The sequence below is a fragment of the Fodinibius sp. AD559 genome, assembly GCF_052712805.1.
Genome location: NZ_JBQPVW010000004.1, coordinates 286,693 through 301,049 on the forward strand (window position 1 = coordinate 286,693; position 14,357 = coordinate 301,049).

10 protein-coding genes are annotated in these 14,357 nt (G+C 42.0%); 6 read left to right on the forward strand and 4 right to left on the reverse strand.

Annotated elements, in window-relative coordinates; all coding sequences use genetic code 11:
* The first annotated feature begins 11 nt into the window (after positions 1 to 11).
* A complete protein-coding gene (locus tag ACQ4LT_RS09400) occupies positions 12 to 1,445 on the forward strand; it encodes a RagB/SusD family nutrient uptake outer membrane protein (protein WP_445665780.1) in 1,434 nt (477 codons plus the stop codon).
* Between the two features lie 1,018 nt (positions 1,446 to 2,463).
* Positions 2,464 to 2,754, forward strand: a complete 291-nt coding sequence (locus ACQ4LT_RS09405) for a GIY-YIG nuclease family protein (protein WP_445665781.1) — start codon at positions 2,464 to 2,466, stop codon at positions 2,752 to 2,754.
* Positions 2,755 to 2,974: 220 nt separating this feature from the next.
* On the opposite strand, the gene ACQ4LT_RS09410 is transcribed toward ACQ4LT_RS09405, so the two are convergent.
* Both ACQ4LT_RS09410 and ACQ4LT_RS09415 read right to left on the reverse strand, forming a co-directional pair.
* Entirely contained in the window at positions 2,975 to 3,148 is a 174-nt protein-coding gene (locus tag ACQ4LT_RS09410) for a hypothetical protein (RefSeq protein ID WP_445665782.1), read from the reverse strand.
* Between the two features lie 426 nt (positions 3,149 to 3,574).
* Entirely contained in the window at positions 3,575 to 5,014 is a 1,440-nt protein-coding gene (locus ACQ4LT_RS09415; protein WP_445665783.1) for a GWxTD domain-containing protein, read from the reverse strand.
* 378 nt (positions 5,015 to 5,392) lie between these two features.
* Here ACQ4LT_RS09415 and pyk point away from each other — a divergent pair, with 378 nt between their 5' ends.
* The gene (gene pyk / locus ACQ4LT_RS09420) at positions 5,393 to 6,826 is read left to right on the forward strand and encodes a pyruvate kinase (protein ID WP_445665784.1); all 1,434 of its coding nucleotides are present in this window, start codon (positions 5,393 to 5,395) and stop codon (positions 6,824 to 6,826) included.
* Between the two features lie 44 nt (positions 6,827 to 6,870).
* Positions 6,871 to 9,444, forward strand: coding sequence for a type IX secretion system periplasmic lipoprotein PorW/SprE (porW, locus tag ACQ4LT_RS09425; protein WP_445665785.1), 2,574 nt, complete (start codon positions 6,871 to 6,873; stop codon positions 9,442 to 9,444).
* Here porW and ACQ4LT_RS09430 read toward each other — a convergent pair.
* Positions 9,441 to 10,526, reverse strand: a complete 1,086-nt coding sequence (locus tag ACQ4LT_RS09430; protein ID WP_445665786.1) for a quinone-dependent dihydroorotate dehydrogenase — start codon at positions 10,524 to 10,526, stop codon at positions 9,441 to 9,443. The two genes, porW and ACQ4LT_RS09430, sit on opposite strands and share 4 nt — an antisense overlap.
* An 82-nt stretch (positions 10,527 to 10,608) precedes the next feature.
* Here ACQ4LT_RS09430 and ACQ4LT_RS09435 point away from each other — a divergent pair, with 82 nt between their 5' ends.
* Both ACQ4LT_RS09435 and rho read left to right on the forward strand, forming a co-directional pair.
* Positions 10,609 to 11,889: a bifunctional folylpolyglutamate synthase/dihydrofolate synthase gene (locus tag ACQ4LT_RS09435; protein ID WP_445665787.1), complete on the forward strand. Its 1,281-nt coding sequence runs from the start codon at positions 10,609 to 10,611 to the stop codon at positions 11,887 to 11,889.
* 128 nt (positions 11,890 to 12,017) lie between these two features.
* Complete coding sequence (gene rho, locus ACQ4LT_RS09440; protein WP_445665788.1) at positions 12,018 to 13,493, forward strand: transcription termination factor Rho; 1,476 nt, start codon at positions 12,018 to 12,020, stop codon at positions 13,491 to 13,493.
* Positions 13,494 to 13,499: 6 nt separating this feature from the next.
* Here the strand turns inward: rho and ACQ4LT_RS09445 are convergent, their stop codons facing one another.
* The gene (locus ACQ4LT_RS09445) at positions 13,500 to 14,354 is read right to left on the reverse strand and encodes an MBL fold metallo-hydrolase (RefSeq protein WP_445665789.1); all 855 of its coding nucleotides are present in this window, start codon (positions 14,352 to 14,354) and stop codon (positions 13,500 to 13,502) included.
* Positions 14,355 to 14,357: the final 3 nt, after the last annotated feature.

Below are 14,357 nucleotides of genomic sequence, written 5' to 3' on the forward strand. Positions count from 1 at the left end.
AAAAATTAACAATGAAGAACATAACTAAATATTTATTAGTACTGCTCGTTGTAGCAGGGGTTAGCAGTGGTTGCGAAGATTTCGTATCGCCTTCTGTTGACCAGAACAAACCTACAGAGACGGTTATCCAGTCTGTTGGTGACCTTCAAGCTGTAGTTAATGGTGGTTATGACTACCTGAATGATGTGGACTTGTACGGCCGTGACTTTTATGTAGCCGGCGATGTAATGTCTGACAACGCCTTTTCAAATGGTAATTCCGGGCGTTTTGTTAATCATGACCAGATGATATTTACCGTGAACAGCGGATATGCCTCTGGTGCTTGGCAGCATTTTTACCAAGTTATCGGAACTGCTAATTTGGCACTTGGTGCTGAGTTGGAAGGTGACGGTGTCGAAGCTATAAAAGGTGAGGCGTACGCACTCCGGGCTTTCTCTCATATGAACTTGTTGTTGGCGTTTGGTCAGCAATATGTGAGTGGAGGAGATGCCTCAGATGGAGTGCCGTATGTTACGACCTATGCTGATAGCGATGAATTTGCTCCTTCTCGGGATGCAATCGCTGATGTTTGGGCGAATATCGAGGCTGATCTTAACAGTGCAGCACAACGGTTAGATCCAGGATCATTTAATGCGACTTCCTTGAATTACTGGGCCGTACGCGCACTTCAGACCCGCTTTTACCTTTATACTGAACAGTATGATCAGGTAATTCCGATTGCGGAAGAAATAATCAATAGCGGTAATTTCTCTGTTACACCCACCGGTGAGCTGGTGGAAACCTGGGCATCAGGTGAAGGCCCGGCGTCATTATTTGAAGTTGCCTTTATTGATACCGATGCATTGGGTACAGACAATATCGCGCGAATCTACCGACCTACTAATTACGGTGACGTAGAAGTTAGCGAAGATTTATATAACGCCCATGCTTCGGATGATGTTCGGCTTGACCTCTATGGGGAACCCGGTGATGAAGTTCAAACCCTGCTTGGTCCCGTTACAATAGATGGATATCGAATGTTGGGTAAATATACCGACGAAACAGGTGCTGAAAATGTACGTGTAATTCGTTACGCGGAAGTTATCTTAAACTATGCTGAGGCTATTGCCGAAGGTGGTTCTGGTGCTACATTGGCTAACAATACGACAGAAGCACTGAATATGTTAGCAGAACATCGATATAATGGAGGTTCTCCATATAGCGTTGCGACCAATCCTGCTGATATAGATGATGTTCTTGCCGAACGCCGTCTTGAACTGGCCATGGAAGGGCATCGCCTTTATGATCTGATAAGAACCGGTCGTGATATTCCTTTGGGAGATAGTGAATCTTATCGCGCTAGTACCGGAGGTACTCTGAACTATGGCACCTATCGTGCTGCACTGCCAATACCGGATTCTGAAATCCGAGCAAACTCTAATATTTCACAGAATGAAGGTTATTAATAAATAACTTTTTCTTCTGGAATTATTTTTAAAGCCGCCTCGTTTTCGGGGCGGCTTTTTTATTTACGATATATAAACCTGCCGAAGCAATCCGGCGGGTTTAGCTGTTTAAAGGAGTGAAGGTGTTGAGCCGGTTTAGTGATTTTTCCTGTACTGATCATTATTGAAGACTTGTAATTACGTTGCGCTTAAATAATTTGTGAATGGGGGTGGAAACTAAAGCAGGTCTTAAAAATAGCATTGAAGGTTGTTCTGACGTTCCCCGTTATTTGATGCCATAGTCGTTTTTCATAGTTTTGTCCATCATTTGTGGCTTGTAGCTTATAACATTCCTTCGCTTTTAGCCGCTGTTTATGGTGTGCTTCTTAGTTATCAGGGAGTTGTTACTCCCGTAATGGTAATGCTCAAGGGTACAACCCTTTCGCAACTAATAGAAGAATACGTTTTTACTCTCTGTTGCTGTGCTTATAAGCCCATAGTCACAGGCTGGTAAGAAGCCTTTCAAAACAACTGTAACTATTTGGATAATTTTTACATTGCCAGTGAGCCCCTCCCAATAATTCACGCAGTCATAAGTAGAGAATCGGGTGTTATGTGATGTTATTCGCTCAGAATGACTATACGCTGTTTTTTAAAAGAAGCAGTCATTACGAGGGAGGCCTTGGCCGACCGCGGTAATCTCCCCATAGCGATTGACCTTGGAATAAGGAAGATTTCCCAAATGCACTTGCAACCTGAAGTTGTTTTAAAATGAAGTGTCATTGCGGGGAAGGATCGTTATACGATCCGACCGTGGCAGTCTCCCGAGAAAGGATCGCGTAGGATCTGAAGGGCTATCACTCACACAAGGCTATTAACGGGAGATTACCACACTTCGCTCATTACATTCGCTCCGTTCGTAATGACAGGCTTTGATGGGTGATTGCCGCGCTGCGTTTTACTTCGTTTGCGATGACAGCCGTTGTTATTTTTTAATAAAAACCGTAAGAAATAGTAGGCGAAAGGGTCTTACTTTCTTATGGCTAAAACATATCACGTATATATAATGACCAACGTCCACCATACGGTTCTTTATACTGGTATGACCGGCGACATTATCAAACGAGGCTGGCAGCACAAGCAGCAATTTTTAGAAGGGTTCACCAAGCGTTACAACTGTACCAAGTTGATCTATATAGAAGAATACGACCATCCGCAAGATGCTATTGATCGGGAAAAGCAAATTAAGGCAGGTTCACGACAGGATAAAATAGATTTGATCGAGGATTTGAATCCTGATTGGCGGGATTTGTATGAAGAACTCCTATAATAATAGAAACTTGTCATTACGAGGGAGGCTTGTCGACCGATGTAATCTCCTGATGGCAATTCGTGTAGGATCTAAAGGGCTGACCCTCACACATGAGTAGTCTATTACTGGGAGATTACCACACTTCGCTCATTACATTCGCACCGTTCGTAATGACGGGCTTTGTTGGGAGATTGCCACGCTACGTTTCACTTCGTTTGCGATGCCGGGCGTTGTTTTCCTAAAAAGCGGTCATTCCGAGTGAAGCGCAGCGGAATCGAGGAATCTTCTGCCATAAGGGTCGCGTAAGATCTAATGGATCATTTCCTGTTCGTTTGTAGCCTATTTCAAGGAGATTCTTCGACTCATGTTGTTCGCTCAGAATGACCGGCCGTTGTTTTAAAAACAGTGTCATCCCACCGTGTCCTGTCCTACGGGGAGCGTAGCCGAGGGATCTATCATGCTGACTAATGGGATGATGATTATAGTTTCAAGGGAGTTGTACTCCCGTTAGCTTGACTACTCGAGAGTGCAACTCTCTCGTAACTAAGTAAGTATGTTGGCATGCTGGATTTCTCCGCGCGTCCCAAAGGCTCGGGACTTGATCGAAATGACACCTCTTTTTTAGATAATAATGCTGTAATGGAGATTTCCAGTCCGCTTAGTCGGGATGAATCATAAATAATGTTAAACAGATTGTCATTCCGATCCCTGTTATGCTAAAGTTTTGAAATATAGGCCGGCTGGGGCATCTATTATGCTTGTACTCCCTTGATTACTCGAGAGTACAACTCTCTCGCAACTATTCTCTGTTACTTTGTCACTTAGTTACTTAATCACTTTATAAATTCCGCCGCATAATAAGTCCCGACAACCAAAGGTCTATCTGCTGATATTGGAGGGTAAAGTACGATTGTGATCGCCTGAGAATGTAGTGATTAAAAGGGAAGAATTCGTTTTTGTTTCTGGGTTCAAAAAAATAGAAATTTCTGTCGGGATCAGATCTGTTGTATGAGTAAGACCATTTCATTTCGTCTAACCGTTCATCAACGTACCAAGGGGGGCCAAAGAGTATATACATCATGCCCGGATCGGTTTTCCAGCCTTCTTTAAAGTTTGAAAACTGTTTATTGGCTTCTTCTACCCGATTGTAGAATTTTTTGATTACGCTTTTGGTACGACTCTTATTCCCAATATTTTTTAACCAAAATCGGTCAACAGCAGCTTTTAGGGAATCGGTGTCGTTAATAGCCATTAATTCTTTGTACTCATCTTCTCCCATAAGGTAAACCAGTGGCTGGGCCAATTCATGAGCCGACTTTATTGCAGGATAGTTTTTACTTTTGACCGCAAAATCACGGGCTTTATATGCGTCTCCAGATTCCTCAGAAGAAATATTGGTTTGGACTTCAAACCGGTAGTTACCACGCCGTTGATTTCCAAAGGTAAATTCAATAAGTACATTTCCCGGCTCTATCAATTTACGCTGGGTAGATTGAATAACTTCTTCTTCGTCATAATCAATCCCTTTGTACTGGATGCTCGAGGGGCTGTAATTATTGTAATGCATCGGTCGGGCATACGTAGTATCCGATTTGAAACGGAGTAGTTGTGAATCTACTGTTAGAGGCTCACTGGAGTTATTATTGGTCACCTGGAATACAAATTTTAATGAATCCACGCGGCCGGGCACGTCATAGGTGGTAATGGGGGACCAAGACGGATTTTCTGAGTTCATATTTTTCCCTTCCATCCGAATGTTCGTGAGGTTAGATACATTATTTTCGGGATTCGGAAGGTAGGTTTCAGTAGAATGCGTAATCTTTTTATCCGAGCTCTGATCTGTGAGGGTGAAATTAATGGTGTATCGTCCCGGCTCTACGTCAAGCTCGCGTTCGAAGGTATAAATCTGCTGGCTATATACGATATCGGGATCTTCTCTTTCGATATCAATGTTATACTGCTTTGACCCAATCACATTATCAGGGTTCGTTTGATTTATAATCTGAACATTAATAGTGACGTTAGAAATGTACTTGTCGCCTTCTTTATTATAGATGAGGCTTCCCAGTACTATATCAGCTGCAATATCGATTTGGGGATCTCCCTGCTGGTCAATTAACCCTATCGCAGAAAAACGAACTTCGGGATAGCCATCCCTGAAATTATAGTCTGATCCGCGTTCAATGTCGGGATTCATGGATTTTGCACAGCCCATTAACCCGATACCAAGAATTAAAACGTATTGAAGGAGCCTCTTTTTGTTAATATGTGATTCCATAAAAGGTATATTTAATAGAATATATCGGAAAAGACATAAAACAGCATCAGAATTAATATACCAATTGCTTAAAACTTTTAAAGTAATAGTTCGGTTTTATAAAGAGTTGTCTATATCCGATAACGTTTATAGTTATAATTTCATACATTAAAACGTCTCTTTACAAAACTATTTTAAGTAGCAAAATATTTCACAGAATTGTTATAACATATCCATGTGGCATCCTGAATTTATTACAGGTCTATTAAAGGTTTTCAGCGAACAAACAGTTTATAGGTGGTAAGACAACACCTGTCCCGAAACATCGGGGTTCAGTATTACATAGGTGGTTTTGAAAGCCCTTACAAAGTTAATTTTACAGATAAAGATTAGAATTTAATGAGTATTAGCGAACGACGAACGAAAATTGTTTGCACCCTCGGCCCCAGCAGCAATACAGAAGAGAAAATAGATAAGCTGGTTAGAAATGGGATGAACATCGCCCGAATAAATTTTTCTCATGGCACACACGAAGATAACGGCAAAGTCATCCAGAATGTAAGAAGAGTAGCTGATCGCTATGGAGTAAGTCTTCCAGTTATAGCAGATTTACAGGGTCCTAAAATCCGAATCGGTACGATGAAGGATGGAGGACAGCAAGTAAAATCGGGAGACTATGTTACGCTCACAACCAAAGATATTGAGGGTACATCTGAAACAATACCTGTCGACTATAAAGGCTTGATCAGTGACGCCGTAGAAGGTAACAGGCTGCTGATTGATGATGGATTGCTTGAGCTGAAGGTAATCAAAAAAAATGAATCATCATTGGTGGCCCAGGTAGTTGTCGGCGGATTATTAAAGTCGCGCAAGGGACTTAATTTACCGGATGTTGATTTGTCGATGGCTTCGCTGACCAAAAAGGATATTAAAGATCTTGAGTATGCGGTTTCACAAGATGTGGACTATGTGGCTATGTCGTTTGTTCGTACGGCTGATGATATTCAGGAGGTTATTTCCAGGGTCCGCGCCAAAGGTTCCAATGCTGGTATTATTGCAAAGATTGAGAAACCCGAAGCGATAACGGTTATCGACGATATCATTGAAGAGTCGAGCGGTATTATGGTTGCCCGAGGTGATCTTGGGATAGAAATTGCCAGTGAAAAGGTTCCCATGGTGCAAAAAAATATTATTGATAAATGCCGACAGGCTGGCAAACCGGTGATTACCGCTACACAAATGCTCGACTCAATGATCGAAAACCCCCGCCCAACGCGTGCTGAAAGTTCCGATGTAGCAAATGCAGTACTCGACGGGACCGATGCAGTTATGCTTTCCGGGGAAACGGCTGCGGGTGAATATCCGGTGGAGGCTGTTAAAACAATGGATAAAATTTGTGGCTTGGTTGAAAAAAATGCCGATCATATTTATAACAGCCTGGAGTATCGCAAACCTGAATGGAAGGAAAAACAGGTGATTGAATCATTGGCCTATTCTTGTGTTATGTTAGCCGAAAATGTGGATGCAAGGGTTATCAGCACCATTACTCATTCCGGCAGTACCGCTCGACGTATTGCAAAGTTCCGGCCGCGGGTGCCCATTGTGGCATTTACCGAGAGCGATGAAGTACGTCAACAGTTAGGAATGGTTTGGGGAGTACAGCCCATAAAAATTGATGAGATATTTGATACGGACAAAAGTGTAAAGTTGATGGAAGAACATCTCAAAAACCATGGATTTGTGAATAGGGATGACCGTGCTATAATTGCCACGGGTATGCCAATCGCAAAAAAAGGTCGGACGAATATGATCAAGGTGAGTACGATCGACTAACAGAAATAAATGATTAAACGTTGAGGAAGTTTCTTCTAATACTGTTGACAGGTATATTTTTAGTGGGATGTGGGAGTTCCCTGAAAAGTTCCTGGAATAACTTTACGGCTTATTATAATACCTTTTATAATGCCCGGGAGAGCTTTAAATCAGGGTTAAAAAAAGTCAATAACCAGCCTGTTACCATTGATCCTTCTTCACCGGTTCGTATCCATGCTGCCCCCAATAAAGCCGGTTACGATGATTTCCAAAATGCGATTGATAAAGGAGCACGGGTGTTGCGCAAGTTTCCGGAATCGAAATGGGTGGATGACGCTATTCTACTGATTGGGAAATCAAATTATTACCGGCAGGAGTTTTATCCGGCCCTCCAAAAGTTTGAAGAACTGATGAATGTCGGCTCTTCTTCCGAAATGATTTCGCTTTCCATAATTTGGAAAAGCAGGACACAGCTTGACTTAAAGCAGTATACAGCCGGAGTGAGTTTTGTTGAGTCTGAGCTTGAACAATATCCCGCGAAGTGGCCTCAAAAATACAGGGGAGAGATACAGGCACTGGCTGGTCAGCACCACGCCATGCTGGAAAACTGGGACGAAGCGGTTGGCTATTTATTTGATGCGACTGCAAATATTCAAGAGAAACCGCTGCTTGGGCGAACATATTTTTTACTTGGACAGGTATTGGAGCGGCAGGAGCGATATGGGGAGGCTTTTAATGCTTTTAGAGAGGTTGAAAATAATTTTCCCGACTTTGAATATCTCTATTGGTCACAATTTAAACAGGGTGATATTGCCCGAAAGGGCAAACGATTTGATTTGGCGCTCGATATTTTTCAAACCTTGCGAAATGATGATAAAAACCTTGACCGGCGGGGACAACTTTTGTTTGAAATAGCCAGAACACATGAGATGATTGGAGAACACCAACAGGCCGAAAAAATGTTTAAAAATATTTTGCATGGTTCTGAGAGCCAACAGCAGCCACGTGCTTTAAAAGCGGATATTTATTTTCGGCTGGGTAAAATTTATAGCGATCAATATGATCAGTATCAGGTGGCAGCTGCTTATTTTGATTCTTCCTCCACGATTAAAAGCTCTTCGCCATCCGGCAGCGATTCAGAAAATCCGCGCGAATTAGCGGATACCTATGGAAAATATACCGAACTGCAAAACTCAATAACCCGAGCAGATAGCTTGTTGAAGCTGGGCTCCCTTTCAGAACAGGAGCTGGACTCTGCGCTGACTGCCATACGAATGCAAAAGCAGCGCGAGCTGGAAGAGGATGAAGGAGAGAAATCAACGGTTATTGCCAATACCGGAATGAGAGGAGTAGAAGGTGAGGGTACTTCTGATATCCCTGCCAGATACGGTTATCTCAATTACAAAAATGCTGAGCTGGTAAGGCAATATAAAACACAGTTTAGATTACGGTGGGGCGATCGTCCGCTTGTTGATAACTGGCGAAGAGCAGAGGCGATTAGGGGGACAGAAAGACAAGTGGATTTTGAAGTGATTGACAATAACAAATCAGTAAATGATTTAGAAAATACAGAATCGGTTATAGAGCTGAATATTGAGGAAATACCTCGAACCGACGAGCAAAAAAATCAGCTAAGAACAGAGAAGGCCAATGCACAATATAATTTGGGCAATTTATTATTCCTGAATTTGAATATGCCTGATAGTGCCCGCCACTATTTTCACAAGGTTCTCGAAAATGATGTTGCCAAAGAGCTGCATCCTCCGGCCATGTATTCCCTTTTTGAAATATTTTCTACTGAGAATAATACTGATAGTCTTCAGTATTGGGGAGAAACTATTCGAGAAAAATATCCCAAAACAAGGTATGCACGGAGGGTAGATATTAGGCTGGGAGATGCTTTGGAGGGTACTTTTAAGCAGGATACGACTGCAAAATTATTAGATCAGTATTATCGTCATTTAGAGGATACGACAGCACAGAAACCATTAAAGTTGAGAAAATTGGCACTGAATAATCGCTCCTCTGATATGGCTCCAAATATATTTTACCAATCGATCGAAGCTTATATCGAACAGGCGAAAAATAATAGCAGTTTTATCGACTGTACCTACAAACATCCTTTATCGGATGATTTGAGTGATACGTCACGGGTCGATTCAGTTACAACATCATCTGCATTGGAAGCCCAGCTACAGTTTTCCGGTGCTGCCTGGGATAGTGTGCGATTTGCTATTCAGCAGTTTGATACTACATTTCCCAATGCCCAACAGCAGCAAAGGGTGGATAAGTTGAGAAAACTGTTGGAAGAGCAACAATCGAAATCACAAGAACATGCGACCTGTAAAGATCTGGGAGTTTCGCTGAGTGTAGAACCAAGCATGGAATCGTTTTTATCGCAGGTTACCTATCCTGAAAAGTTACAGGGCATGTCAGTGTCAGGTAGTGTGACCTATTCGTTTACGGTGACAAAGCAGGGCGAAGTCAGATTATATGAGTTAATCTCACAAAAAACCTCTCTGGGTATAGAAAAAGCTTTTGAAGATGCTTTTGAGCAACACTTGCAGTTTGCCCCATTAGAGGCAGAGCAAGTCTCTGATGACGTTACATGCCGGATATCCTTCCCCATCCAGCGTTAGTCGATTGCTTTGACCAGCTGATGGATGGATTTGATATTCAGCTCTTCCAGTTCGTGTAACAGCTGGCGGTTAATCGATTTCACCAACCCTGGGCCTTCATAAATAAGTCCGGTATACATTTGGAGTAAATCTGCGCCGGCTAATAACATTTTAAGAGCCGTATTAAAATTATTGATACCTCCAACTCCAATGATTGGTTTTTGTCCTTTGGTCGCCTCACTGATCCATTCGACAATTTGAACACTTTTGTTGGCAATAGGCTTTCCGCTAAGACCGCCCTGACCAATATCATCGAGCTCTGCGTCGTTTGTTTGTAATCCATTACGTGATGAGGAAGTGTTGCATGCGACATATCCGTGGATGCGATGGTTTTCGCATATTTCCAAGAGCTGCAAGAGCTGATCTTTGGTGAGATCAGAAGAGAATTTTACGGTTGTTGGTACAACGCGAGCATCATCACGTATTTTAAGGGCAGAAAGCAACTCATCCAACGCTGAGGGATCTTCAAATGTTTTTCCCTTTGCGGTATTGGGACACGAAATGTTAACAGTAATATAGTCAGCCACTTTTTTGGCTTCGGTGAAGCTCTGTACATAATCCTGAATGGCTGCATCCCCCATGATTTTGGGATCATGTGTTTTAGCGATATTTATTCCCAGGGGAATAGATAGTTTTTTATTTTTTAAGCGTTTTACAACAGTTTGAGCTCCATCATTATTCAGTCCCATCCTGTTGATAATTGCGCGATCTTTGGGTAAGCGAAAAGCTCGGGGCTTGGGATTTCCGGTATTAGGATTGGCGGTAATGCTGCCTACTTCTACAAAACCGAAGCCCAGTGCTTCCATTATTTCCGGAATTTGTCCATTTTTATCGAAGCCTGCGGCCAGTCCAATAGGATTTCTAAATGTTAATCCCCATATTTGTTGACTTAATTTTGCAGATTGATAATTGTATAAGCTCTTTGCCAAGGCTTTAAGCGCGCTACTATCCGATGCTGTCTCAGCAAAGCGATGGATGGTAGAATGCGCTTGCTCGGCGTCAAGCTTGAATAAAAGTGATTTAACTAACGAGTTATAAATCATAGTATATGGCAGCCATGTTTGGGCTTGGCAAAGTAAAGAGCTTTTTTCTAAGAACGAAATTAAAACGATTAATTAAGTCGTAATGAGTTTTACCTCTCCAGAATCCGTTCGGGAGTATCTCGAAAGCATACCTAAATTTCAATCCAAAGGGTCTTCTGCCGCTAAATTTGGTCTATCCCGTTTTAGAAACTTTTGCGATGTTATTGGTAATCCGCACAAAGAATTTGATTCAATTCATGTTGGGGGAACAAATGGAAAGGGGAGTACATGCAATATATTGGCTTCTGTATTGCAAAAAGGAGGGTACAAGGTAGGAGTGTATACTTCACCGCATATTATTACGTTTAACGAGCGTTTTCGTATAAATAATGATGTTATTTCAGACGAAGAGCTTTTGCTGTTTTTTAATACTTATATAGATCACATCGAAAAATATAAGCTAACCTATTTTGAAATAAGTACGGCGATTGCTTTTTGGTGGTTTGCACGCTCTAAAATAGATATAGCCTGTGTTGAAGTAGGTCTCGGAGGCCGGTTAGATGCTACTAATATCATCGAGCCGGAAGTAAGCGTGATAACCAGTATTTCGCTGGATCATACCGATATTCTTGGGGATAGTATTACCGAAATCGCGAGAGAAAAAGGTGGTATTATAAAGGACCAGTGTCCAGTAGTGATAGGAGATCTACCCAAGGAGGCCGAAAACGAAATTATTGAAATCGCCGAACAAAAAGAGTGTCCGTTATTTACAATTGATGACTTAAATCCGGAATATATAAAGTCAGGTCGTTATAGGTTAACGGATAATGATACGATAATTGATATTTCCAGTAATTTAACTTCCCCGATACAGGCAAAAAATATAGCAACTGCATGGCAAATTTGTTCTGCTATTGGGGATGAGTATACAATAACAAAAGAGGATTTTATCAGTGGTCTGAAATGTGTTAAAACCGGCTTTGGAAGGTTTGAGAGACTTGTTTACGGGGAACAGTGGTATTTCGATGGGGGGCATAACCTGGAGGCTGTAAAGGCTTTAAAAGGATCAGTAAAAACGATAGGAGATATAGAGAATGCAACATTGGTGCTTTCATTGATGAGAGATAAAATTCGGAAGGAAGTGATGACAGAATTTTTAGAATTCAAAAATATCTATTATTATCCCTTGGACCTTGAACGGGCAGCAACTTTTGACGATATTAAGCAGTGGTTGCCTAAGGCAAATCCCTTTCCTGTTTCTGATGAAGATCGAAGAAAAATAATGCAAGACGATTTTGATTCGGAATTAGTTATTTTTTCAGGAAGTTTTTACTTTTATGAAACAGTTCGGGGCTGGGTTTCAAATTTTGCTTTAAACCAATAATTCATATCTGCCTGGATTTGCTCCCTTTTACAGCGTAGATCTATTCTCTATAGCTTCTGGCAAAAGATTATAGGATCATTTTATTCATCGTAACCCATTTTCATATTTAAAATAGAAAGAAGAAGATTATGTCGGATTACCAAACCGATGGAGTTTCTCTTGAAGAAATAGATACTCTTCAGGAAAAAACAGTTAAGGAACTTCGTTATTTAGCCCGTGAACAGGGATTAAGTTCGGTGTCAGACTTGCGGAAGCAAGAACTGATTAATCGTATTACCCAATCAGTGCGTGATAAAGCAAGAGCTCGGGGAGAGTTGGATACTGATTCCAATGATCGACCATCAAATAATAATGGTGATCGAAATAATTCCGGGCACTCCGACAATAACAGGGGTAAGAAAAAGAAGAAAAAAAGCGTACATGATATCCTGCCCGAATCGGATGCGCCGACACTTGATGAACGGTTGGCTGAGATTCAGCCCGAATTAGGTCCATATCTGATACAGGAGGGAACGCTCGAAATTCTTCCTGACGGATACGGTTTTCTACGATCGGTGAATTATAATTATAAAGCCAGTCCCGATGATATTTATGTATCACCATCTCAGATAAAACGCTTCCGGCTTAGGCAGGGCGATTGTGTAATTGGTATTATTCGTCCGCCCAAAGTAGGAGAACGATATTTTGCCCTTCTGCGCGTGGATGGGGTGAATGGGAAAATCCCTCATGATATGGATAACCGTGAGGAATTTGAAGACCTTATGCCGATTTATCCCGAAGAACGATTTAAGCTGGAGCATAACCCAACAGAATATACTACGCGTGCTCTGGATTTGTTTACGCCGATGGGAAAGGGACAGCGCGGTCTCATTGTTGCACAACCTAAAACGGGTAAAACGACTATTCTGCGTAATATTGCAAATGCTGTCAATGAGAACAATCCAGAAACAAAGATTATCATTCTGCTCATTGACGAGCGTCCCGAGGAAGTAACAGAAATGGAGCGCAGTGTAGAAAATGCAGAAGTGGTAGCATCTACGTTTGATGAAAAGCCGGAAAATCATATTGGTCTTTCTGAGATCGTTTTTGAGAAAAGTAAGCGTCTTGTAGAAAGCGGCCACGATGTATTGGTTTTGATGGACTCTATCACACGCTTGGCGCGAGCATACAATATTTGCCAGCCGTCATCTGGGCGAACAATGTCGGGTGGTATAGATTCAGAAGCGCTAAAAGCGCCGCGTCAGTTGTTTAGTTCAGCCCGCAATATTGAAAATGGGGGTAGCCTTTCCATTCTTGCTACAGCGCTGGTTCAGACCGGTTCTCGCATGGATGATCTTATTTTTGAGGAGTTTAAAGGTACCGGTAACATGGAAATTGTGCTCGACCGTAACCTATCTGAGCGCAGAATTTACCCGGCAATGGATATCTTTAAGAGTGGAACGCGGCGCGAAGAACTTATTGTGCCCGAAGCGGAACATGAAAAAGTGGTACTCTTACGTCGTTATCTAAACCGCATGAATAGTTTTGAAGCGATGGAATTTGTCCTTGATAAGATGAAAGGCACTGAAGACAACGAAGAATTCTTGCTTTCCATGAACAAATAGCCAACTCTATAAGGGAAGCTGTTTAGCTAATACATATTTTTTATCATCATCTTTAAATAGATGTCCTGCTTGGCCATTTCCCGAGTGATAGAATAGCAATAGGGCTTTTTCATTACAGACCTGTTGCAGAAGCCGAACCTTCTTTTTTTTGGCTTCGAGGGGATAAATATCTGCTTTTTCCATGGCATATTCATTAAGCTGATATTCAGTCGGTAGCAAATCTCCCATATAGTAGGCTTTTTCCCCGTCGCTTTCGAGAATTACAATTTGATGTCCGGGCGTATGCCCACCTGTTTTTACGAGGGTAATACCTTCCATGATTTCTGTAATATCACCAGATAAAAAAGAGATTCGGTCATCACTAATCAATCGGTAAAGATCATCCAAACGATAGCGTTCGGTGTATGATAGTTGTTGCCCTTTACTTTTTTTAAGAGCAAAGTCCCACTCCTGCTGGTGTACATAGTAGGTAGCATTTGGGAAAGTAGGTTTTGTTTTGGCTTCGGCATCAGTATAGGAGGAGCCAGCGGCGTGATCGTAATGCAAATGGGTTAGAATGACATGAGTGATATCCCCGGGTGTTAATCCAAATATGCGCAGATTGGTGCATACGTTAGAAACATCGGTATATTGGCTGCCCGCATCCAATCCCCAGCCCAGACCGGTATCGAGCAGGATATTTTGATCTCCTGATTGTACTAAAACCGGGTTGATCCCAACCATAGCCGTGTGGCTATTGCTGGGATCTTTGGGGGTTGAAGTCGAATGTGCAGTTCTTACAGATCGATTGATGTGTCCATCCTTGAAAAGCTCAAAATGCCCTTCGCTTAGGACTTCTACGGTGAAAGAACCAATATCCATGTC

Bases quoted from the DNA above. Each gene is read 5' to 3' on its own strand.
- pyk (WP_445665784.1), top strand. From the start codon at position 5,393: ATGAGTATTAGCGAACGACGAACGAAAATTGTTTGCACCCTCGGCCCC.
- rho (WP_445665788.1), top strand. From the start codon at position 12,018: ATGTCGGATTACCAAACCGATGGAGTTTCTCTTGAAGAAATAGATACT.
- ACQ4LT_RS09445 (WP_445665789.1), bottom strand. From the start codon at position 14,354: ATGGATATTGGTTCTTTCACCGTAGAAGTCCTAAGCGAAGGGCATTTT.
- ACQ4LT_RS09400 (WP_445665780.1), top strand. From the start codon at position 12: ATGAAGAACATAACTAAATATTTATTAGTACTGCTCGTTGTAGCAGGG.
- ACQ4LT_RS09430 (WP_445665786.1), bottom strand. From the start codon at position 10,526: ATGATTTATAACTCGTTAGTTAAATCACTTTTATTCAAGCTTGACGCC.
- ACQ4LT_RS09410 (WP_445665782.1), bottom strand. From the start codon at position 3,148: ATGACACTGTTTTTAAAACAACGGCCGGTCATTCTGAGCGAACAACAT.
- ACQ4LT_RS09405 (WP_445665781.1), top strand. From the start codon at position 2,464: ATGGCTAAAACATATCACGTATATATAATGACCAACGTCCACCATACG.
- ACQ4LT_RS09415 (WP_445665783.1), bottom strand. From the start codon at position 5,014: ATGGAATCACATATTAACAAAAAGAGGCTCCTTCAATACGTTTTAATT.
- ACQ4LT_RS09435 (WP_445665787.1), top strand. From the start codon at position 10,609: ATGAGTTTTACCTCTCCAGAATCCGTTCGGGAGTATCTCGAAAGCATA.